The sequence below is a fragment of the Palleronia pelagia genome (assembly GCF_900110115.1).
Taxonomy (GTDB): domain Bacteria; phylum Pseudomonadota; class Alphaproteobacteria; order Rhodobacterales; family Rhodobacteraceae; genus Palleronia; species Palleronia pelagia.
In genome coordinates this window covers 272,782-294,561 of record NZ_FOCM01000005.1, presented here as the reverse complement: position 1 = coordinate 294,561, position 21,780 = coordinate 272,782, and the positions used below count along the sequence as shown (strand labels likewise).

Below are 21,780 nucleotides of genomic sequence, written 5' to 3'. Positions count from 1 at the left end.
GGCTCAGCCCTTTTTCTTGTTCATGACGTCGAAGATCACGGCGGCCAGCAGCACGAGTCCCTTGATGACCTGCTGGTAGTCGATGCCGATCCCGAGGATCGACATGCCGTTGTTCATCACGCCCATGATGAAGGCGCCGATCACCGCGCCGACGACAGTGCCGACGCCGCCCGCCATGGACGCGCCGCCGATGAAGACGGCCGCGATCACGTCAAGCTCGAAGGTCGCGCCGGCCTTGGGCGTCGCGGTGTTCAGGCGCGCCGCGAAGACGAGACCCGCCAGGGCGGCCAGCATCCCCATGTTGGCGAAGGTCAGGAAGGTCAGCCGCTGGGCGTTGATGCCCGACAGCGACGCGGCCTTTTCGTTGCCGCCGATGGCGTAGATGCGGCGCCCGATGGTCGTGCGGCTGGTGATGAAGGAATAGACCGCGATCAGCAGCGCCATGACGATGAACACGTTGGGCAGGCCGCGGAAATCGGCCATCAGCCAGCTCATCCAGATGATGCCGAAGAAGATCAGCGCGGTCTTGGCGGCGAAGAAGGCGAAGGGCTCGGACGGTGCGCCGGTCCGGGCCTGCGCCTGCCGGTTGCGGATCGCCAGCCCCGCGAGGATCGTGGCGACCCCGATGCCGATCAGCAGCGACAACAGGTTGAAGCCGTCCATGCCGAACGGGTCGGCGATGAAGCCCGACGAGATCAGCTGGAATTCGCGCGGGAAGGGGCCGACCGACTGGCCGGCCAGTAGCCACAGCGTCAGGCCCTTGAACACGAGCATCCCGGCCAGCGTCACGATGAAGGACGGTATGCGGAAATAGGCCACCCAGAAGCCCTGAGCGGCCCCGATCAGCGCGCCCGCCGCAAGGCAGAGTATCCCCGCCAGAAGGTAATGCATGTCCCAGTTCACGATCATCACCGCGGCAAGCGCCCCGATGAAGCCCAGGACCGAGCCGACCGACAGGTCGATATGCCCCGCGACGATCACCAGCAGCATGCCGACGGCCATGATGATGATGTAGGAGTTCTGGAGGATAAGGTTCGTCAGGTTCACGGGCCGCAGCAGGATGCCCCCGGTGGCGACCTGGAAGAACGCCATGATGGCGATCAGCGCGAAAAGGATGCCGTATTCGCGCAGGTGCCCCTTGAGGAAGCGCCAGCTTGCCTTGGCCTGTTCCCCGGCCGGTGCGTCGGCCTCGATACCGCGCTCGGTCGTGTCGCTCATGTCGCGGGCTCCCCTGACTTGATGATGCGGGCCATGATCTTCTCCTGGCTGGCCTCGTCGGTGGGCATCTCGCCCACGAAGCGGCCCTCGTTCATGACGTAGAGCCGGTCGGTGATGCCCAGAAGCTCGGGCATCTCGGACGATATCACGACGATGGCCTTGCCCTGTTTCGCAAGGTCGCGGATCACCGTGTAGATCTCGAATTTCGCGCCGACATCGATGCCGCGCGTGGGTTCATCGAGGATCAGGATGTCGGGATCGGCGAACAGCCACTTGGACAGCACGACCTTCTGCTGGTTGCCGCCCGACAGGTTCACCGTCTCCTGCTCGATGGAGGAGGACTTGATGTTCAGCCGCTTGCGGTAACGTTCGGCCACTTCCGTCTCGCGCGCGCGGTTCAGCACGATCCCGTCGGCCACCGCGTCGAGCTTGGCCATCGAGATGTTGCGCCGGATCGTGTCATCGAGCACGAGGCCATAGGTCTTGCGGTCCTCGGTCGCGTAGGCAAGGCCCGCGTTGATCGCGGACCGCACGCTCGACAGGTCGGCGGGCTGGCCATTGATCTTCGCACTGCCCGAGATGTCGCGCCCGTAGGAGCGGCCGAACAGGCTCATGGCAAGCTCGGTCCGGCCCGCGCCCATCAGGCCGGCGATGCCCACGACCTCGCCCTTCTTCACGTGGAAGGACACGTCGCGCACCACGATCCGTTCGGCGTCGATGGGGTGGTGCACGGTCCAGTTCGCGACCTCCAGCGCCACCTGGTCGCTGATCTCGGGGTCGCGCGGCGGATAGCGGTCGTCCAGCGACCGGCCCACCATGTCGCGGATGATGTCATCCTCGCTGATGCCGTCCTTGCAGTCGAGCCGCGCCACGGTGGACCCGTCGCGCAAGACGGTGATCGTGTCGGCGACGCGCGAAATTTCGTTCAGCTTGTGGCTGATCAGGATCGAGGTCACGCCCTGGCGGCGGAACTCGGTCAGAAGGGCGAGCAGCTTCTCGCTGTCCTGTTCGTTCAGCGACGATGTCGGCTCGTCCAGGATCAGAAGGCGCACGTCCTTCGACAGGGCCTTGGCGATCTCGACCAGCTGTTGCTTGCCCAGGCCCAGGTCGCCCACGGGCGTCTTCGGATTTTCCTTCAGGCCCACGCGCTCCAGCAGCTCGGCGGCGCGGGCTTCCGTCTCGCGCCAGTCGATGATGCCGCCCGAGGCGCGTTCGTTGCCCAGGAAGATGTTCTCGGCCACCGACAGAAGCGGGACAAGCGCCAGCTCCTGGTGGATGATGGCGATGCCCACCGCCTCGCTGTCGCGAATGGTGCGGAAGGACTGTGGCGCGCCGTCGAAGACGATCTCGCCCTCGTAAGAGCCGTGCGGGTAGACGCCCGACAGCACCTTCATCAGCGTCGACTTGCCCGCGCCGTTCTCGCCCACGAGGGCGTGGATCTCACCCCGCTCGACGCTGAGGTTCACCCGGTCGAGCGCCTTCACCCCCGGGAATTCCTTGGTGATGTCGCGCATTTCGAGAATCGTCGGCATGGCGCGCCCCTTGCGTGGAAAGGCCCCCGGCATGGCGCCGGGGGCAGACGTGGCCGCGCGCGGGGGCGCGGTCACTTCAGGATTCACTCGATCTCGGAGGCGTCGTAATAGCCCGAGTCGACCAGCACCTCGGTGATGTTCTCCTCGGTCACCGGCACCGGCTCCAGCAGGTAGGAGGGCACGACCTTCACGCCGTTGTCGTAGGTCTCGGTGTCGTTGATCTCGGGCTCGCCGCCCTGAAGCAGCGCGTCGACCATGCCCACGGTCACGCGCGCCAGTTCGCGAGTGTCCTTGAAGATGGTCGAATACTGCTCGCCGCGCTTGATCGCCTTGATCGACGGGATCTCGGCGTCCTGGCCGGTGACGATGGGCATCTCCATGTCGCCCGAGCCGTAGCCGACGCCGCGCAGTGACGAGATGATGCCGATGGACAGCCCGTCATAGGGCGACAGGACGCCGTGCACGCGCTGGTCGGTGTAGTTGGCCGACAGCAGGTTATCCATACGCGCCTGGGCGACCGAGCCGTCCCAGCGCAGCGTGCCCACCGTGTCCATACCCATCTGGCCCGACACGATGTTGATGCTGCCATCGTCGATCAGCGGTTGCAGCACGCTCATCGCGCCATTGTAGAAGAAATAGGCGTTGTTGTCGTCCGGGCTGCCGCCGAACAGCTCGACGTTCCAGGTCTCCGCATCCGGGAACCGCTCTTTCAGGCCGTTCACGAGGTTCGTGGCCTGCTGCACGCCGACCTGGAAGTTGTCGAAGGTGGCGTAGTAGTCCACGTCGCCCGAATCGCGGATCAGGCGGTCATAGGCGACCACGGGGATGTCCATCGCGGCGGCGTTGGCCAGCGCGTTGGTCAGGGTGGTGCCGTCGATGGCCGCGATCACCAGCGCGTCGACGCCGGTGGTGATCATGTTCTCGATCTGCGCCAGTTGGTTGGGAATGTCGTCTTCGGCGTATTGCAGGTTCGTTTCGTAGCCGGCTTCCTCGAACTGGGCGACCATGCTTTCGCCGTCCGAGATCCAGCGGGCCGAGGATTTCGTGGGCATCGCGATGCCGATGGTGCCCATGTCCTGCGCAAAGGCGGGCATGGCGATCAGGGTCGCCAGAGCGGTCGCGCCAAGGGCGCGTCGTGTGAATGTCATGTCTTCCTCCCTTGAAGCAGCTCCGGACGAGCGGGCTGCGTTCTTGTCACGGTCTTTGCCGCAATCGAACCGTCGCGGAAGATTGCTATGCCGGCAAATTCAAAAACCGCGAGTGATTATACCAATATTGGTAAGTTACTCGGTCGGCCTGGGCGCGCGCTCCATCAGCTGCCGGATCACCCGTTCGGCCGCCGGCGTCGCCTCGTCCTCGACCCGCCGGACCAGGCCATAGGTCTTGACCCGGAGGTCGGGCGCCACGTCGAGCATGTCGACCCGGCCACCGATGCGCGTCTCGCGCACGTAGAACTCGGCCACCGCGCGGGCGAGGGGGGCGATGGCGTCGGTGTCGTGAATCAGAGCCAGGGTGAACAGCGTCGAGGTGGTGCCAAGCGTCCGTTCGGGCAGGCGGACGCCGTGTGAAATCAGGTAGTTCTCGGTCGTCTGGCGCAGCAGCCCGCCAGGGGGTTGCATGACCCAGTCGAAGTCCAGGCAATCGTCGAGCGTCAGGTCGGTGCGTCCCGCCAGGGGATGGCCGCGCCGCACCACCAGTGCGATGGGTTCTTCGCTGACCGGCTCGAACCGGAAAGGGCGCGAGTCGACTCCGTCTGGAACGCGGCCAAGGAAGAAATCCAGTTCGCGCGACAGCAGCGCGTCGGCCAGCTTGACCGAGGTGTCCACGTGCACAGTCAGTTCGATCTGCGGGAAATCGGCGCGCAGGTCCCGCACGGTCGGCAGCAGCCATTGCATCGACGGTCCCGTGACCGAGCCGATGCGCACGGCTCCGTGAGCGCCTTGCAGGGTCTGGTCGATCCGTTCCTGCGTCAGGTCGAGATCCGAGAGCATCCGCGTCGCCCCCTTGGCAAGGATCTCGCCCACCTCGGTCAACTTCACACCGCGCAGGTGGCGGCGGAAGATCGGCGCGCCCACCGCCTTTTCCAACTGAGCCAGAAGGCGCGACGCCGCCGGCTGGGTCATGCCGACCTTCTCGGCCGCCGACAAAACCTGCCCGGTCTCGGCGATTGCGGCGACAAGCTGGAGGTGGGTCATTTTCACCCCGCGCCGGATCAGGACGTTGAACGAGTTGCTGCGGGAGTGTTCGGTGGACGGGGGCATCTGGCTCTCGCGTCGGGAAGGTCGCGCAAGCCTATGAAGCGGCACGCTTTCTTCGCAAGGGCTAATATACCAAACACGTTATGATAGCGGGTGGTTGCCATGTCCCAGGGTGAAGTGGTCATGGTGCCTCCGCTTCCGAAAGGCGCCGGGAGCGCCGAGTCCGAGGGGCGATGGCCGCGGCGGGGCAGGGGACGCCGGGCGATCAGCCGCTGGTGGTCGGCGTCTCCCAGGCGCTGCGGGCGCTGACCTGGCGGCCCATGTATTCGCGGGTCAGGCGGTCGGCCTCGGTCGCCACGGCCTCGGGCGCGGCGTCCGTTCGATCCTGGGCCAGTGCGGCCCGGAAGCCGGTGCGCAAAAGGTCCAGCTGGGCGTTCACCGTCACCGTGATCTCGGGGTCGTCGGCGGCGGGCCCTGCGGCCGCGTTGCACAGGAAGCAGCCCCGGCCGAGGTTGCGCGCGGGCGAGCTGCGCATGGCCTGCGTGATCCGGTCCAGCCCGCTGCCCGGGCCCTCGGCCAGCCAGACGGCGCCCGGCGCGACATAGACCTCGCGGTAGCGGTCCAGCGCGGCGAGGAACAGCCCCTTCTTCGAGCCGTAGGCCTTGTAGAGCGACCCGCGCTGGATGCCCATGGCGTCCAGCAGGTCGGCCAGACCGGCGCCGTCGTAGCCCTCGCGCCAGAACACATCGAGCGCGGCGTCGATGGCCTTTTCGCTGTCGAATTCCCGTGGTCTGCCCATGCCCGTCTTTCCGTTTTCCGTGCCTGCTCGGTCCATACGTAACATTGGGAACCGAATGGTCAATAAGTCACGAACAAGTGACGCTGGGTTTATTGACCGAATGGTTCCCAATGGCATATCGCTTGGGCATCGGCGCCGCGATTGGCGGTCGCACCGCACATGCCCGCAGGCTGCCGGGCGCAACAGAGAAGGAATTTCAGATGTCGTATTCTTCGGTTGATCGCGTTTCCCTGCCCACCCCGTCCATCGATGTCGCGGGCCGCCTGGTCCTGGCCGGGATGGTCGCCTCGATGGTGTTCGACTTCTGGGGCCAGATCCTCAGCCCCGGCCTCGGCTTCGCCAACCTGTCGCCGCACGGGCTGGCCCGCAGCCTTCTGGGGACGTTCGGCCTGCCCAACGGCGACTTCGCGGGGTACTTCGTCCATTTCTACCTGGTCGGGCTGATTGGCTATCCCATCGGCTGGCTGTTCGTCTTCCGCCCCGCCTGGGCGGCGGTCACCGGCGGCAAGGGCGGCTGGCTCGCGGCATCGGCGGTCTACGGTTTCGGCCTGTGGATCTTCGCCATCGGCGGCATCACCGCCATCGCCGGGCTGCCTTTCTTCCTGAACTTCACCGGCATCACCTGGGTCGCGCTGGTCGGTCACGTGGCCTACGGCATCGCGCTGGTCGCGACGCTGCGCCTGATGGAGCGCACGGCGCCCAAGCCCGTGGCCCAGCCCGCGTGAGCCGGGACCGAGCGATCGTCGCGCGCCGGGTCGCCCACAGCGGCCCGGCGTTTCAGTGCCGTGACGCAGCCGTGACTTGTGGGCTGCGACGCGGACTGTATCAATTCCCGGGATGACGCCGCATGATCCGCCCCGCGCCGCAGATGCGCTGGCCCAACGTCTGGCCGAGGCCGGGTGCCGCCGCGCCTTCGGCATGCCCGGCGGCGAGGTTCTGACGATCCTCGACGCGCTCAAGGGGGCCGGGATCGCCTTCCACCTGGTCGCGCACGAGAACGCGGGCGGCTTCATGGCCGAAGGCGGGCACCACATGGACGGCGCGCCCGGCGTGCTGGTGGCAACGGTGGGGCCGGGGGCGCTGAACGCCGTCAACACCGTCGCCAATGCCTGGCAGGAGCGTGTGCCGCTGATCGTGCTGACCGGCTGTGTCGATGCGGAGGCCGCCGAGACCTATACCCACCAGGTGCTGGACCATCGCGCGGTCTTCGCGCCGGTGACCAAGGCAACCTTCACACTGTCCGCGGACGAGGCCGACACCATCGCCGACAAGGCCGTGGCCGCCGCCACCGAGGGGCGGCCCGGCCCGGTCCTGATCGACGTGCCCATCGCGGTGGCAGACGCACCCGCAGGGCCCGCCCGCCGCAGGCGCGTGCCGGCAGGCCCCGTCGCCCCGGCCGGCCCCGACCTTGACCGGGCGCGCGCCATGCTGGACGCGGCCGAGCGTCCGGTCATCGTCGCCGGCCTGGACCTGCTGAACGACGGGGCCGCCGACGATCTTGCCCGCGCGGCGGCCCGGCTGGGATGGCCGGTCGTCACCAGCTACAAGGCCAAGGGCGTGCTGAGCGAACACAACGCGCTCAGCCTGGGGGGCGCGGGCCTGTCGCCCAGGGCCGACAAGGTCCTCGTGCCGCTGCTGCAATCGGCCGACACCATCCTGCTGGCGGGCTATGACCCGATCGAGATGCGGCCGGGCTGGCGCGAGATCTGGGACCCGTCCCGCCAGAACGTGGTCGAGATCGCGGCGGCGCCCAACCACCACTACATGCACCAGGCGACGCTGAGCTTCACCTGCGACACGGGCGCCGGCCTGCGGGCCCTGACCGATGGGCTGGCCGCCAAGCCGGTCTGGGCCGACGGGGCCATCGAGGACGCCAGAACGGCGCTGGACAGGGCGTTCCCGGAAGACGAGGACTGGGGCCCGGCCGCCGTGATCGCCGAGTGCCGCGCCGCGCTTCCGCCCGGCACCATCGCCACGGTAGATTCGGGCGCGCATCGGATCCTGCTGAGCCAGATGTGGCGCTGCGAGGCGCCGCGCCGGCTGCTGCAATCCTCGGGGCTGTGCACCATGGGCTGCGCGCTGCCGCTGGCCATGGGCGCCAAGATTGCCGCGCCCGAGCGCACGGTCGTGGCCTTCACCGGCGACGGGGGCCTCTTGATGGGCGCGGGCGAACTGGCGACGCTGGCCGAGACCGGTCTGCCGGTGATCGTTGTCGTGTTCGTCGACGCGAGCCTCGCGCTGATCGAGCTGAAGCAACGGCAGCGACAGCTGGCCAATTCCGGCGTGGATTTCGCACGGCACGACTTCGCCGCCGTTGCGCGGGCCTTCGGCGGGGCGGGGCACCGGGTCGGCAGCCGCGCGGCCCTGCGCGCCGCCCTGGCCGAGGCCCGAACCCATGACGGTTTCACACTTATCGCCGCCGACATCGAAAGGGGCGCCTATGACGGACGCATCTGACCCCATGCCAGGCGCGCTCGAGGGCGTGACGGTGCTCGACCTGACGCGGATCCTGGCGGGGCCGACCTGCACGCAGCTGCTGGGGGACCTTGGGGCAAAGGTGATCAAGATCGAGAACCCGGCGGGCGGCGACGATACCCGCACCTGGGGGCCGCCCTACGTGGCGCCGCGGGATGGCGGGAACAGTGACCTGGCGGCCTATTTCATGTGCGCCAACCGCAACAAGTACTCGGTGATTGCCGACCTGCGCAGCCCCGAGGATCAGGCGCGGGTCCGCGATCTGGCCGCGCGGGCGGATGTGGTCGTCGAGAATTTCCGCCCAGGCGGTCTCGCGCGCTACGGTCTGGATGCCGACACGCTCTGCGCCGCGCATCCTGGGCTGGTGTATTGCTCGGTCACCGGGTTCGGGCAGACCGGACCCAACCGCGACAAGCCCGGCTACGACATCATGGCACAGGGCTATGGCGGGATGATGTCGCTGACCGGGGCGCCCGACGGTCCGCCGATGAAGGTCGGCGTCGGCATCACCGACGTGATGTGCGGGATGTATGCCTGCGTCGGCATCCTCGCGGCGCTGCGCCATCGCGACCGCACGGGCCAGGGCCAGCGCATCGACCTGTCGCTGGTCGACAGCCAGATGGCGTGGACCATCAACGAGGGCGTCAATTATCTGACCTCGGGCGAGGTGCCGAAGCGGCGCGGCAATGCGCATCCCAACATCATGCCCTACGGCGTCTATGAGACCGCGGATGGCCACGTGATCGTCGCGGTGGGTAACAACGCCCAGTTCGCGCGTTTCGCAGGGTGGCTGGGGCATGGTGACTTGCCGGGCGATCCGCGCTTTGCCACAAATCCCGCGCGGCTGGAGAACCGCGACGCGCTGGACGCGGTGCTGGTGCCGGCCCTGAGGGGGCGCGCCACGGTCGAAGTGATCGCCGGAATGGAGGAGATCGGCGTCACCGTCGGCCCCGTGCAGGACCTTGCCGCGGCGTTCGGCTCGGACCAGGCGCAGGCGCGGGGCATGACGGTCGAGATGGCGCACCCCGCCACCGCGCCGGGACAGGTCCGGCTGATCGGCAACCCGCTCAAAATGTCGGCGACGCCGGTGACTTACCGCCGACCGCCGCCGCGGCTCGGGGCCGATACCGACGAAATACTGGGCGGCTGAGCGGAATTCCGCGTCACGGCGGCTCACAACCCCGTCACACCGGCGAAATGACGCAGCCAACGGCGCGTTCCTGCGTTTGATTGGGCGTGGCGCCACCCGATCGGCGCTGCCAAGCGAAAGGGCCGGCCATGCGACAGGATCTGTTCGGACAGGACGTGGATCTTCCAGACGAGCGGGCGCTGGACGCCTGGAACGACGCGCTGCGCGGGTTCATGGCCCATGGCGCCGCCACGGCCGACCGGCTGGCCGACTGCCTGGCCGCCGCGCCGGATTTCGCGCTGGGGCACGCGACCAAGGGCCTGTTCCTGGCATTGCTGGGCCGGCGCGAGATGATGGAACAGGCGCGGCTGGCGCGGGATACGGCCCAACGGCTGGCGCGGGAGGGGGGCACGCCCGACCCGCGCACCAACGCGCTGATCGCCACGCTCGTCGCGTGTCTTTCGGGCCGGATGGTCGAAGCCGCCGATATTCTCACCCGCCATTTGCGCCACGCGCCCGGGGATGCCCTGGCCATGAAGCTGGACCACGCGCTGCGCTTCGTGCTCGGTGACGCGCGGGGCATGCGGACCGCGCTCGAAAACCTGGCGCCGGCCTATGGCGCCGACCATGCGGCCCACGGCTATTTCCTGGGCTGCCGCGCCTTCGCGCTGGAAGAGACCGGCGACTACGCGGCGGCCGAGCGGTCGGGCACCGCCGCGCTCGAGCATACGCGGGACGATGCCTGGGGGCTGCACGCGGTGACCCACGTGCACGACATGACCGGGCGGTCCAATGACGGGTTGCACTGGCTGGACGGGCGCGAGGATGCCTGGGCCCACTGCAACAATTTTCGTTTCCACGTGTGGTGGCACAAGGCGTTGCTGCTGCTGGACGTGGGCCGCATCGACGCGGTCCTGTCGCTCTACGATCACCAGATCCGGTCCCAGCGGACCGACGACTACCGCGACATCTCGAACGCCGCGTCGCTGCTGTTGCGGCTGGAGCTTGAAGGCGTCGACGTGGGCGGGCGCTGGTCCGAGCTGGCCGAGCTGTCGCAAGCCCGCTGCGAGGATGGTTGCCTGATCTTCGCCGACCTGCATTACCTCATGGCGCTGGTGGGCGACGGGCGGCAGGCCCCGGCGCATGCGATGCTGCGCCGGATGGAGGCGCAGGCACGGCAGGGCAGCGACGACGTGGCCCGGCGCATGGCGCGGCCCGGCCTGTCGGCGGCGCGCGGGCTCGAAGCCTTCGGCGCCGGGGACTACGGCACCGCCTTCCTGAACCTCGCCGCCGCGCGCGGACAGATGCAGCGGGCGGGCGGCAGCCACGCGCAGCGCGACGTGTTCGAAAGGCTCTGCATCGACTGCGGCCTGCGCGCGGGCTATGTGGTCGAGGCCGAGTCGATCCTCGAAGACCGCCGCGCCCGGCGCGCGGGGCGCGACGACGGTTTCGCAATCGCCCGGCGTGAACTGATCGCCACCGCGCGCGGCGCGGCGCAGAAGACCTTGGCGGCAGAAAGGATCGGCGCCACCAGATGAGCGTGACCGTAGATGCCTTGACCGGCCGCCGCCTGCACGGCGCGGGCGTGGCGCAACCCGCCGCGCGCACCCGTGACCCGCGGCTGGATTTCTATCGCGGCATCGCGATGTTCATCATCTTCATCGCCCACACGCCGGGGAACGCCTTCTCGTCGTGGATCCCCGCGCGCTGGGGCTTCTCCGACGCGACCGAGATCTTCGTCTTCTGCTCGGGGATGGCGTCGGCCATCGCCTTCGGCGCGGTGTTCGACCGGGCGGGCTGGGCGTTGGGCGCGGTGCGCGTGGGCTTCCGCGTCTGGCAGGTCTACTGGGCGCATATTGGCCTGTTTGTGGCGTGCGCCACGTTCCTCGCGGCGGTCGACCTCTGGGGCGGTTTCGACAAGGAGTATATCGGCACCCTGAACCTTTGGCGGTTCATGGAGGAGCCCGGGCCGCTGCTGGTGGGGCTGATGACGCTGACCTACGTGCCGAACTATTTCGACATCCTGCCCATGTACATGGTGATCCTCGTGATGATCCCGGGGGTGATGGCGCTGGCGCGGGTGCATCCCGCGGCCGTCGCGGTGGCCGTGGTCGCGGTCTGGCTGGGCGCGCAGGGCACGTGGTGGGAGGCCGCAGGTTGGTCCGGCCTGTCCTTCCCGGCCGAGCCCTGGTCGGACCGGCAGTGGTTCTTCAACCCGTTCGGCTGGCAGTTGGTGTTCTTCACCGGCTTCGCGCTGATGCGCGGCTGGCTGCCGACGCCGCCGGTGCGGGGCTGGCTGATCGCGCTGGCGGTGGTCGTCGTGGTGGCCGCGGTGCCCTATTCGTCGGTCGGCTACCGCTATTCCAGCATCGACCTGGGCGGTCAGGTCGTCAGCGGCGACGGGCTGTCCAGCAAGACCGATTTCGCCATCCTGCGCTACGTCCATTTCCTGGCGCTGGCCTACCTGGCCTGGTGGGTCGTTGGGCCGGGCGGTCGGCGCCTGCAACCCATGGACGACGGCGCCGCGGCGCGCGCTTGGGGCGGCCTGGTGGCGGTGATCACCAAGGTGGGGCAGCAATCGCTGGCCGTCTTCCTGTTCTCGATGTTCTGGGCGCGGGTGACGGGCTTCGGCCTCGACATCGCGGGGCGCGACGCGGTCACCGTGCCCTTGGCGAATATCCTGGGCTGCGCCCTGATCGTCCTGCTGGCCTACGGGGTCGGGTGGGTGAAATCGCAGCCCTGGCGGGTCCCGCGCGACAAGGGCGGCTCAGCGGTCCGCTAGCCCTTCGAACCAGTCGAGCGCCATGTCCGTCCACCCGAGCGGGATCGAATGGCCGCCGTCGAACAGCGCGATCTCGAGCGGTGCGGCGCATCCTTCCCAGGCCCGTCGCCAGAAGCCTTCGGTCTCGGGGAAGGCGCGCGGCTGAAGGTCGGGGCAGTCGTTGGTGGCGCGCCAGATCTCCATCGCCGCCCAGACATTGCCCTGCGCGACCACGTCCGGATCTTCCATGGAGCCGCCCCGCAGGATCCGGCCCTCGAGCGGCACGGTCCCGTCGCGCCACCCGTGGACATGCAGCATCGCCGCAGGGCCGGCGCAGCTATCGGGCAGGGGATGCCAGAAATTCCCGCCCAGCGGCGCGTAGCCGGTGAAGGCGTCGGGCGCGGCGCAGGCGGCATAAGCGGTCATCGAGCCGCCGATCGAGAAGCCCGCCAGCAGGATCGATCCGGGCGCGATGCCGAAGCGGTCAGCCGCATCGTCCCGCACGGATTGCAGGAACGCGATCTCGTCCCGCGGGCCGGGGCGGTCGGGGTGGAAGGCCCAGCTCAACCCGCGCCCGTTGGCCCGCGGGATGCCGTCCGGCGCGATGACCGCGTATCCACGGTCCAGCGCCGCATCGACCATGCCGCGGGCGCGCAGCATGCCCTCGCCGCTGGCGCCCCAGCCGTGCAGCATCATCAGTGCAGGCGTGCCGGGCGCGGGGCTTTCGGGCAGCTCGAGATGGTAGGTGCCGTCCGGAATCGCGCAGGGGTCGGGGTCCGGCCCGCAGGCGGCCTGCGCCGCGTTGGGCACGGCAAGGCAAAGTAGCGCGGCCGCCAGCGAGGAGGCGGCCCGCCGCTTCACGCGATACGTCCGGGGTGCGGGGCCGGGGCGGGATCCTGCGGCACGGGCTGCGGGGCGGTGCCGACCCGGTCGCGGAACGCGGCGACCACGGGCGGCAGCGACACGTCCTCGGCCGCGACGATGAAAATGCCGCGCGGGGCCGGGCGGCCCGTGGCCACCACGACCAGTGGTGCCGCCACCATCGGCAGCGCAACGGGCAGGAGCCACGCCGTCAGCGCGGGCGAGAGCCAGAAGACCCCGGCCAGCACCGCCAGACCCAGTGCCACGATCCATCCGGTCGCGGCCCAGGCGGCGCGGAACCCGACGGTCGCTGCGCCGCGGTCTGTGGCAGGCCACCCGCCGTCGCGGCCCGCGAAAACCTCGAGCACCGCGCGCAGCTGCCAGGCCAGCAGCAGCGGCGCGATCACTGTGGACAGGGCCGTCTCTGAAACGACCGACAGTGCGGACCGTCCGGCACCGCCAAAGCCCGCGCTGCGCCGCGTCTGGATGGCCTGCACCAGGATCGTCAGCTTGGGGATCAGCAGCAGCCCGCCGACGCCCAGGGCCAAGGCCACCATCTGCCGCGTCGTGTCATCGGGGAAGACCGGGAACAGCTGGTGCGCGGCGGGAAAATAGTCGGGCGGCGGCGTGGTGGCCGCCGCGGCGACCGAGGCCACCAAGAACCCGGCCCAGAGCAGCGAGACCAGGTACGACAGGATGCCCTGCGCGAAGACGAAGCGGCTCCAGCTGCGCAGGCCCGGCGCACGCAGAAGGCGCATGTGCTGGAGGTTCCCCTGGCACCAGCGCCGGTCGCGCCGCGAATAGGCCAGAAGGTCGTCCGGTCCTTCCTCGAACGAGCCAGGGATCGTCGGATCCATCTCGACCCGCCAGCCGCCGCGCGCCAGCAGCGCGGCCTCGACATAGTCGTGGCTCAGGATCTCGCCGCCGAAGGGCGGGGGGCCCGACAGCGCGGGCAGGCCGCAGCAATCGGCCAGCGCCTGCATCCGCACGATGGCGTTGTGGCCCCAGAACGGCCCCGTGCGTCCCTGCAGCCGCGACAGGCCCCGGGCGAAGATGGGCGCGTAGAAATGCGACGAGAACTGCATCGCGCGGCCGAAGATCGACCGCGCGCCGACCACTTTCGGCAAGGTCTGAAGCAGGCCCATGTCGGGCGCCGCCTGCATCCGCGACACGAGATGCGCAATGGTCGCGCCTTCCATCAGGCTGTCGGCGTCCAGGATGACGGCGAAGTCGTAGGCCCCGCCGGAATGGCGGACGAAATGCTCGATATTGCCGGCCTTGCGGCCGTAGCGCTCGGTCCGGTGGCGATAGAACACGCGACCGGGCGTGTCGCGGTCGGCGACCAGGGGATGGAACGCCATGGCCTCGCGCCGCAGCAGGTCGGGCGACGCGGTGTCGGACAGGATCGCGAAATCGACCGACACGCCGGCCTCGGCGGCCGAAACCCGCATGGCGGCGACCCGTGCGGCTACGGCACGGGCATCCTCGGCGCAGATGGGAACCAGCACGACCGTCGGCGCGGTGGGCTTGGGCAGGCTCGGGGTTGGGAGAGCGCGCCCCGCGGGGATGCCCAGAAGGGCCTGCGCGGCCCCCCATGCGAGCCACAGGGTGGTCACGAAGATCAGCGCCACCCGCGCCGCGTCCCAACCGCCGAAACCCGATGCCAGCGACAGGTCCGCCATCAGCCCGGCGGCAAGCGCGGCCACGCAGAAGCTGCCCGTCAGCGCCGCGATGCGCACGCGGCGGGTGGCGTCGGGCCGGGGGGGCGGGATCACGGTCACGGGATCAGCCGCGCCGCATCGCCAGCGGCAGGCGCCAGAGCGGTGCGCGTGTCTCGGTCGTCTCAAGCACCTGGCGGCGCATGTGCATGGGCGCCGCCGGCGGTGCGGCGTCGGGCGGCAGGGTGCCGTCCGCGGCCACGGTGGTCGCGCGCGGTTCGGAGGGGTCGGATGTCAGGTCGAATGCCATTGGTAAAGCCACGTCTCACTGATGCGTTGCCCGTCAAACAGAAGCGCCGCCCTTAGTTCCGACAGCGTCGCGTCACTCGGCGAAAACTCGATCACCAGCCGCCAGATGCCCAAGTTTTCGACATGTTCGATCACGACCTCGGCGATTTCGCCCGCGGTCGAGGCGACGTCGGCCTCAAGCTCGCCGTCCTTCAGGCCGGCGGGCGGGTCGCTTGCGTCGAAGTCGATGACGAACTTGCGCCGCTCGGTCTCGGCCGGCAGCCCGGCGACACCGCCGAAGCCCGTCAGGCTGCGCAGGACGCGCGCGCCGGCCTGCCCCGGGACGGATGGATCCATGCCCCAGTGCATCCGGTAGCCGAAGCTGCGGCTGTCGCCCGCCGCGACCGGGGTCTGGGGCACCCAGAAGGCGACGATGTTGTCGTTGCTTTCCACGTCGGTCGGGATCTCGATAAGGCGCACGACACCGCTGCCCCAATCGCCTTCGGGCGCGATCACCAGCGACGGGCGCCGTTCGTAGGCCGCGCCGGTGTCGAGATAGGCGTCGAAGTCGCGATTGCGCTGTACCAGTCCGAACGCCATCGGGTCCGATACGCCTATATAGGAATTGGCCAGCACGTGTGGGTTGCTCAGCGGCCGCACGAAGGAATGATCGCGCGAGGTGACGACCAGCGACTCGCTGTCGTGGACGCGACCGCGGAAGTCCTGAAAATCGCCCGGATCATTGGGCCCGAACAGATACATCGAGGTCAGAGGCGCAACGCCCAACTGCTGCACCTCGTCGCGGAAGAACAGCCGCTGCGCGACGTCGACGGTCGTCGTGTCGCCAGGGGTCAGGACGAAACGGAAGGCGCCCGCCACCGACGGGCTGTCCAGCGCGGCGAAGACGGTGACGCTGGTGTCCCCCGGCGCGGGGCGCTCGATCCAGAACTCGGTGAAGGCGGGGAATTCCTCGTCCCCGCCCAGCGCGGTGTTGATCGCCAGGCCCCGCGCGCTCAGCCCATAGACATTGCCGCGCCCGAGCGCCCGAAAATAGCTGGCGCCCAGAAAGGACAGGACTTCGTCGAAACGGTTGGCGTCGTTCAGCGGCGCGTTCAGCCGGAAACCCGCGACGCCGGCGAAGGGGGCATCGCCGATGGTCTCGGCCGTCTCGCCGTAATAGCGGAAATCCTCGCGCCCGAACTCCAGCGGCCGCGCCTGCCCATCGACGACCTCGTGCAGTTGGACCGGCGTGTCGAACAGCCAGCCCGGATGATAGGCCTGCAAGATGAAGGGCGCGTCTGGACCGGACAGGCGCGAGCGGTCTTCGCGAAACTGGATCTTGCGATATTCATCGTAGTCCAGCGACGCTGCGCCGCCGCCGATGCGCTGGGGCGGCCGGTAGGCGCGCGATGCGCGGGCTTGCATCTTTTCGGCCAGGATGTCGAAAGAGAACGGTGTCGCATCCTCTGCGTCCGCCTGTGCGCGGGCGATGCCGGGGGTCAGGCTGGCCGCGAGTAGAGTGCGCAGAATCCCACGCCGGGAAAACCGGTGCTGCGGCGCGACATTGAAGCTGCGCGACGGGGTGCGATCCTGTCCATCCATTCAACAGGTTAAGGTAGGAAACCCGCTGAAATAACAAGACACGGGTGGGTGAGATCGGCAAATTGGCGCGGGTGGCTGCGCGGTGATTTGCCGGTCGCCGGGGTTGCCCCGCCTATGTCGCCCAAGAATCCGGCAGCGCGTCGAATCAGGCGCGATCCGTTTGACGCGCCGCGATCACGGGTCTTGTGCCACATCGCTGACCGTGACCTGAACGCCGCGTTCCGCACAGCGGGCGCGCAGGTGGTCGGGCAGGGGGCGGTCGGTGAAGACGCAGTCCAGATCGTCCAGCTGCGCCACGCGAACCGGCGCCTTTCGCGACAGCTTGGAATGGTCGGCCACCAGGAAGACCCGCCGCGATTGCTGCAGGATCACACGGGTGACGCCCACCTCGCGCATGTCGAAATCCAGCAGGTCCCCGGTATCGTCCAGCGCCGAGCAGCCGATGACGGCAATGTCGAACTTGAACCGGCGGATGGTTTCCGTCGTGACATCCCCGATCAGGCCGCCATCGGACCGGCGCAGGCTGCCGCCGGTGACAACCATCTCGCAGTCGGGGTTGTCGGCCAGGATGGTGGCTACGTTCATGTTGTTGGTGACCACCAGGTTGCCGCGGTGCCCCAGCATCCGTCGCGCCACCGCCTCGGGCGACGTCCCGATGTTCAGGAAGACCGACGAGTCGTTGGGGATCGCCGCCGCGCAGGCCGCGCCGATGGCGGCCTTGGCCTCGGCGTTCAGGGCACGGCGATCCTCGTAGCCGATATTCGTCGTGCCCGACGGCAGGACCGCGCCGCCATGCACCCGCTCGAGCCGGCCCGCATCGGCCAGGTCCGCCAGGTCGCGCCGGATTGTCTGCAGGGTCACACCGAAGTGGCAGGCCAGACCGTCGACGGTGACCTTGCCATCGCGCCGCGCGATCTCGATAATCTCGGGGTGCCGGATCGTCTGCGACATGCGCGGGCCCTTTTCGCTTTTCTTCGAGTTTTGTCAAATTCGCGCGTTTTGGCAACGCCGATGATCTTCGCATTGCCTGACATGGCATCAAGCAACGAAAAAATTGGGGGATACGCGTGCCTGACCTTGGGGAAAAGGAAAGAAAACGAAAATACCGGCTTGCGAATCCGACGGGCTTCTCTACGGTTTGCGCAAATCGAACAATGGCCACCTCACCAGGTCTTCGGGCTTGTCACCAAGGGGGCGACCCGCGCTATCATCACTCGCGCGTGGACTCGGGCCATAATTGCCGCGGCCAACGCAGCACCAGGGGGGACGGAAGCGGATGACGCTGCAGCTTGAAAACGTGTCCAAGGTCGTCGGGGGCAAGACCCATATCTACCCCACCGACCTGACGCTCGAGCCCGGAACGATGAACGTGCTCCTGGGTCCGACCTCGGCGGGCAAGACGTCGCTGATGCGGCTGATGGCCGGTCTCGACAAGCCCACGCAGGGGCGGGTGCACTGGCATGGCAAGGATGTCACGGACGAGCGTGTGCAGGACCGGAAGGTCGCCATGGTCTACCAGCAGTTCATCAACTACCCGACCATGAGCGTGTACGACAACATCGCCTCGCCCATGCGGCTGAGCGGGCTGGACAAGGACACCATCGACAGCCGCGTGCGCGAGACCGCGGAGCTCATGCAGCTGACCCCCCAGCTCGAGCGCAGGCCGCTGGAGCTTTCGGGCGGACAGCAGCAGCGCTGCGCGCTGGCGCGGGCGCTGGTGAAGAACGCGGGTCTCGTCCTGCTGGACGAGCCGCTGGCGAACCTCGACTACAAGCTGCGCGAGGAATTGCGCGCCGAGATCCCGCGCATCTTCGAGGCGTCGGGCAGCATCTTCGTATATGCCACGACAGAGCCGGAAGAGGCGCTGCTTCTTGGCGGCAACTGCGCCACGCTGTGGCAGGGCAAGGTGACCCAGTTCGGCCCCACGCCACGGGTCTATCGCCGCCCCGCCGACACCACCACCGCGCGCGTCTTTTCCGATCCGCCGATGAACTTCCTCGAGATCGAGAAGACGGGCGACACGCTCAAGCTGGGCGACGGGACCGAGCGGCCCGCCAGCGTTCTGGGCGGAGACGTGGCTGACGGCACCTACACCGCTGGTTTCCGCCCCAATCACCTGGAATTGCACGGCTCCGAGGGCAGCATGGATTTCGATGCCACGCTCAGCGTGACCGAGATCACCGGCTCCGAGACGTTCCTGCACATGGAGCATCACGGCGCCAACTGGGTGGGGCTGGTGCACGGCGTGCACACGCTCGAGCCGGGCCAGAAGGTCACCGTGCACCTGCATCCGCGCCACATCTACCTGTTCGACACGTCGGGCGCCCTGGTGCGGCCGGCCCCCTATGCGGAGGCCGCGTGATGGCCAAGATCACCCTGCAATCACTGGCGCATACCTACCTGGACGAGCCGCAATCGCCCGAGGATTTCGCGCTGCAGGAGCTGAACCACGACTGGAACGACGGCGAGGCCTACGCCCTGCTGGGCCCGTCGGGCTGCGGCAAGTCGACGCTTCTGAACATCATCTCGGGGCTGCTGATCCCCAGCCACGGCCGCGTGCTGTTCGACGGCAAGGACGTGACCGACCTGCCCACCGCCGACCGCAACATCGCTCAGGTGTTCCAGTTCCCGGTGGTCTACGACACCATGACCGTGCGCGAGAACCTGGCTTTCCCCCTGCGCAACCGCGGCCTTCCCGCGTCCGAGGTGCAGGATCGGGTCAGCCGCGTGGGCGACATGATCGGCATGACCGACGTGCTGGACCGCCGCGCCGCCGGCCTGACCGCCGACGCCAAGCAGAAGATCAGCCTGGGCCGGGGGATGGTGCGCGACGACGTGAACGCCCTTCTGTTCGACGAGCCGCTGACCGTCATCGACCCCCACATGAAGTGGGAACTTCGGACCCAGCTGAAGAAGCTGCACCGCGATTTCGGCCACACCATGATCTACGTCACCCACGACCAGACCGAGGCGCTGACCTTCGCCGACAAGGTCGTGGTCATGTATGACGGCCGCGTGGTGCAGATGGGCACGCCGGTCGAGCTGTTCGAGCGTCCGGCGCACACCTTCGTGGGCTACTTCATCGGCTCGCCCGGCATGAACGTCTTCGACGCGCGCATCGACGGCAGCAAGGCGCAGATCGCCGGCACGCGGTTCGACCTCAAGACGGGCTACAAGCTGAACGGCGGCAGCACCAAGATCGGCGTGCGCCCCGAGAATATCCGCCTGGGCGATCACGGTCTTCCGGCCAGGGTCAAGCGGGTCGAGGACGTGGGCCGCCACAAGATCGTCCGGCTGGACCTGGGCGGGCAGGAGGTCGCCGCCGTCGCAGGCGAGGGCGCCCAGATTCCGTCGGGCGGCACCCACGTGCAGTTCGTCGAGGGCGGCGTGAACGTCTACGAGAACGACTGGCGCGTGCCGCCCGCGGATGGCGAGCCGCCGCTTGAACAAAACACCAAGGACGCCGCCTGATGAAGACAGACAATCAACGCGCGTGGTTCCTCGTTCTGCCGGTGCTGGTGCTGGTGGCCTTCTCGGCCGTCATCCCGCTGATGACCGTGGTCAACTACTCGGTGCAGGACACGTTCGGGAACAACCAGTTCTTCTGGGCCGGTCTCGAGTGGTTCAAGACCCAGCTCGAATCCGAGCGGATGTGGGACGCCCTGTGGCGCCAGCTGGCCTTCTCGGGGATCATCCTGGCCATCGAGGTGCCGCTGGGCGTCTTCGTGGCGCTGAACATGCCCAAGAAGGGCGTCTGGGCCTCGGTCGTGCTGGTGCTGATGTCGCTGCCTCTGCTGATCCCGTGGAACGTGGTCGGCACCATCTGGCAGATCTTCGGGCGCAGCGATATCGGCCTGCTGGGCTATACGCTCGACAGCCTCGGGATCGACTACAACTACACCCAGGGGTTCTATGCCGCCTGGGTGACGGTCATCGCCATGGACGTGTGGCACTGGACGTCGCTGGTGGCGCTGCTGGCCTATGCCGGCCTGCAATCCATCCCCGACGCGTACTACCAGGCGGCGCGGATCGACCAGGCGAGCCGCTGGGCCGTGTTCCGCTATATCGAGCTTCCGAAGATGCGCGGCGTGCTGACCATCGCGATCCTGCTGCGCTTCATGGACAGCTTCAAGATCTACACGGAACCCTTTGTTCTGACAGGCGGAGGTCCGGGCAACTCGACCACGTTCCTGTCCATCGACCTGGTGAAGATGGCGCTGGGGCAGTTCGACCTGGGCCCCGCCGCCGCCTTCAGCCTGATGTATTTCCTGGTGATCATGGTGATCTCCTACGTGTTCTACATCGTCATGACGAACCTGGATAAGGAGGACGGGAAATGAGCGATCAGACCGCCACCGCCCCCGGGGCCGCCGACCACCTGCCCGGCGACGTGACCGCGCGGGACGCCAATGCGAAGGCCAAGTCGTCGTCGCGGCTGAACGGATCGACCGTCGTTCTCGTGCTGTATCTGCTGTTCCTGATGCTGCCGATCTACTGGCTGCTGAACATGAGCCTGAAGACCAATTCCGAGATCCTCGGGGGCTTCTCGCTCTGGCCGCAGAACCTGACGCTGGCCAATTACGAGACGATCCTGACGGACCCGACCTGGTACATGGGCTACGTCAATTCGCTGATCTACGTGGTGATGAACACGGTGATCTCGATCACCGTGGCGCTGCCGGCGGCCTATGCCTTCTCGCGCTACAACTTCATGGGCGACAAGCACCTGTTCTTCTGGCTGCTGACCAACCGCATGGCGCCGCCCGCGGTCTTCGCGCTGCCGTTCTTCCAGCTCTACAGCTCGGTCGGGCTGTTCGACACCCATATCGCCGTAGCGCTGGCGCACAGCCTGTTCAACGTGCCCCTGGCGGTCTGGATTCTCGAAGGGTTCATGCGCGGCGTGCCCAAGGAGATCGACGAGACCGCCTATATCGACGGCTATTCCTTCGGCGGCTTCTTCGTGAAGATCTTCATGCCGCTGATCGCGTCCGGCATCGGGGTGACGGCCTTCTTCTGCTTCATGTTCAGCTGGGTCGAACTGCTGCTCAGCCGCACGTTGACCTCGGTCGATGCGAAGCCCATCGCCGCCACGATGACCCGCACCGTGGGGGCCGCGGGCGTCGACTGGGGCGTGCTGGCGGCGGCAGGCGTGCTGACCATCGTGCCCGGCGCCTTGGTGATCTTCTTCGTGCGCAACTACATCGCCAAGGGCTTTGCCCTGGGACGGGTGTGATGACGGCGCGGACCCGAAACATTCAG

At 68.0% G+C, this 21,780-nt stretch carries 19 protein-coding genes; 9 read left to right on the top strand and 10 right to left on the bottom strand.

Features of this window, described 5'->3' with window-relative positions:
• Positions 1 to 3 precede the first annotated feature (3 nt).
• The 5 genes from mmsB to BMX96_RS12890 form a co-directional block, all read right to left on the bottom strand.
• Positions 4 to 1,218, bottom strand: a complete 1,215-nt coding sequence (mmsB, locus tag BMX96_RS12910; protein WP_091845863.1) for a multiple monosaccharide ABC transporter permease — start codon at positions 1,216 to 1,218, stop codon at positions 4 to 6.
• The gene (gene mmsA / locus BMX96_RS12905) at positions 1,215 to 2,750 is read right to left on the bottom strand and encodes a multiple monosaccharide ABC transporter ATP-binding protein (RefSeq protein ID WP_091845862.1); all 1,536 of its coding nucleotides are present in this window, start codon (positions 2,748 to 2,750) and stop codon (positions 1,215 to 1,217) included. Before mmsA ends, mmsB begins: the two co-directional genes overlap by 4 nt.
• 83 nt (positions 2,751 to 2,833) lie before the next feature.
• Positions 2,834 to 3,844: a multiple monosaccharide ABC transporter substrate-binding protein gene (gene chvE, locus BMX96_RS12900; RefSeq protein WP_330220644.1), complete on the bottom strand. Its 1,011-nt coding sequence runs from the start codon at positions 3,842 to 3,844 to the stop codon at positions 2,834 to 2,836.
• Between the two features lie 189 nt (positions 3,845 to 4,033).
• On the bottom strand, positions 4,034 to 4,945 hold the full coding sequence (locus tag BMX96_RS12895; protein ID WP_214606849.1) for a LysR family transcriptional regulator: 912 nt from the start codon (positions 4,943 to 4,945) through the stop codon (positions 4,034 to 4,036).
• Positions 4,946 to 5,213: 268 nt separating this feature from the next.
• A complete protein-coding gene (locus tag BMX96_RS12890) occupies positions 5,214 to 5,747 on the bottom strand; it encodes a TetR/AcrR family transcriptional regulator (protein ID WP_091845859.1) in 534 nt (177 codons plus the stop codon).
• A gap of 200 nt (positions 5,748 to 5,947) precedes the next feature.
• Between BMX96_RS12890 and BMX96_RS12885 the strand changes: the two genes are divergently transcribed.
• The 5 genes from BMX96_RS12885 (at position 5,948) to BMX96_RS12865 (ending at position 12,133) form a co-directional block, all read left to right on the top strand.
• Complete coding sequence (locus tag BMX96_RS12885; protein WP_091845889.1) at positions 5,948 to 6,472, top strand: hypothetical protein; 525 nt, start codon at positions 5,948 to 5,950, stop codon at positions 6,470 to 6,472.
• 112 nt (positions 6,473 to 6,584) lie between these two features.
• Positions 6,585 to 8,204 carry a thiamine pyrophosphate-binding protein gene (locus BMX96_RS12880; RefSeq protein WP_091845858.1) on the top strand — a complete coding sequence of 540 codons (1,620 nt, stop codon included), beginning with the start codon at positions 6,585 to 6,587 and terminating at the stop codon, positions 8,202 to 8,204.
• A complete protein-coding gene (locus BMX96_RS12875) occupies positions 8,188 to 9,372 on the top strand; it encodes a CaiB/BaiF CoA transferase family protein (protein WP_236737062.1) in 1,185 nt (394 codons plus the stop codon). The genes BMX96_RS12880 and BMX96_RS12875 overlap by 17 nt, the downstream gene beginning before the upstream one ends.
• Before the next feature lie 128 nt (positions 9,373 to 9,500).
• Positions 9,501 to 10,889 (top strand): tetratricopeptide repeat protein, encoded by a 1,389-nt coding sequence (locus tag BMX96_RS12870; RefSeq protein WP_091845856.1) that lies wholly within the window; start codon positions 9,501 to 9,503, stop codon positions 10,887 to 10,889.
• Entirely contained in the window at positions 10,886 to 12,133 is a 1,248-nt protein-coding gene (locus BMX96_RS12865) for an OpgC family protein (RefSeq protein WP_091845855.1), read from the top strand. The genes BMX96_RS12870 and BMX96_RS12865 overlap by 4 nt, the downstream gene beginning before the upstream one ends.
• On the opposite strand, the gene BMX96_RS12860 is transcribed toward BMX96_RS12865, so the two are convergent.
• The 5 genes from BMX96_RS12860 to BMX96_RS12840 form a co-directional block, all read right to left on the bottom strand.
• Complete coding sequence (locus BMX96_RS12860) at positions 12,119 to 12,973, bottom strand: CE1 family esterase (protein WP_236737061.1); 855 nt, start codon at positions 12,971 to 12,973, stop codon at positions 12,119 to 12,121. The two genes, BMX96_RS12865 and BMX96_RS12860, sit on opposite strands and share 15 nt — an antisense overlap.
• Positions 12,970 to 14,748, bottom strand: a complete 1,779-nt coding sequence (mdoH, locus tag BMX96_RS12855; protein WP_236737060.1) for a glucans biosynthesis glucosyltransferase MdoH — start codon at positions 14,746 to 14,748, stop codon at positions 12,970 to 12,972. Before mdoH ends, BMX96_RS12860 begins: the two co-directional genes overlap by 4 nt.
• 10 nt (positions 14,749 to 14,758) lie before the next feature.
• The gene (locus tag BMX96_RS12850; RefSeq protein ID WP_091845853.1) at positions 14,759 to 14,941 is read right to left on the bottom strand and encodes a hypothetical protein; all 183 of its coding nucleotides are present in this window, start codon (positions 14,939 to 14,941) and stop codon (positions 14,759 to 14,761) included.
• Positions 14,926 to 16,521 carry an OpgD/OpgG family glucan biosynthesis protein gene (locus tag BMX96_RS12845; RefSeq protein WP_091845852.1) on the bottom strand — a complete coding sequence of 532 codons (1,596 nt, stop codon included), beginning with the start codon at positions 16,519 to 16,521 and terminating at the stop codon, positions 14,926 to 14,928. Before BMX96_RS12845 ends, BMX96_RS12850 begins: the two co-directional genes overlap by 16 nt.
• Positions 16,522 to 16,695: 174 nt before the next feature.
• Complete coding sequence (locus BMX96_RS12840; RefSeq protein ID WP_091845851.1) at positions 16,696 to 17,472, bottom strand: DeoR/GlpR family DNA-binding transcription regulator; 777 nt, start codon at positions 17,470 to 17,472, stop codon at positions 16,696 to 16,698.
• A 325-nt stretch (positions 17,473 to 17,797) separates the two neighbouring features.
• Here BMX96_RS12840 and BMX96_RS12835 point away from each other — a divergent pair, with 325 nt between their 5' ends.
• Genes BMX96_RS12835 through BMX96_RS12820 form a run of 4 tightly spaced genes read left to right on the top strand, consistent with a single transcriptional unit; the run spans position 17,798 to position 21,754 of the window.
• Complete coding sequence (locus BMX96_RS12835; protein ID WP_091845850.1) at positions 17,798 to 18,883, top strand: ABC transporter ATP-binding protein; 1,086 nt, start codon at positions 17,798 to 17,800, stop codon at positions 18,881 to 18,883.
• Positions 18,883 to 19,992 (top strand): ABC transporter ATP-binding protein, encoded by a 1,110-nt coding sequence (locus BMX96_RS12830; protein ID WP_073129741.1) that lies wholly within the window; start codon positions 18,883 to 18,885, stop codon positions 19,990 to 19,992. The genes BMX96_RS12835 and BMX96_RS12830 overlap by 1 nt, the downstream gene beginning before the upstream one ends.
• Positions 19,989 to 20,861, top strand: a complete 873-nt coding sequence (locus tag BMX96_RS12825) for a carbohydrate ABC transporter permease (RefSeq protein WP_073129738.1) — start codon at positions 19,989 to 19,991, stop codon at positions 20,859 to 20,861. The genes BMX96_RS12830 and BMX96_RS12825 overlap by 4 nt, the downstream gene beginning before the upstream one ends.
• On the top strand, positions 20,858 to 21,754 hold the full coding sequence (locus tag BMX96_RS12820; protein WP_175481740.1) for a carbohydrate ABC transporter permease: 897 nt from the start codon (positions 20,858 to 20,860) through the stop codon (positions 21,752 to 21,754). The genes BMX96_RS12825 and BMX96_RS12820 overlap by 4 nt, the downstream gene beginning before the upstream one ends.
• Positions 21,755 to 21,780 lie beyond the last annotated feature (26 nt).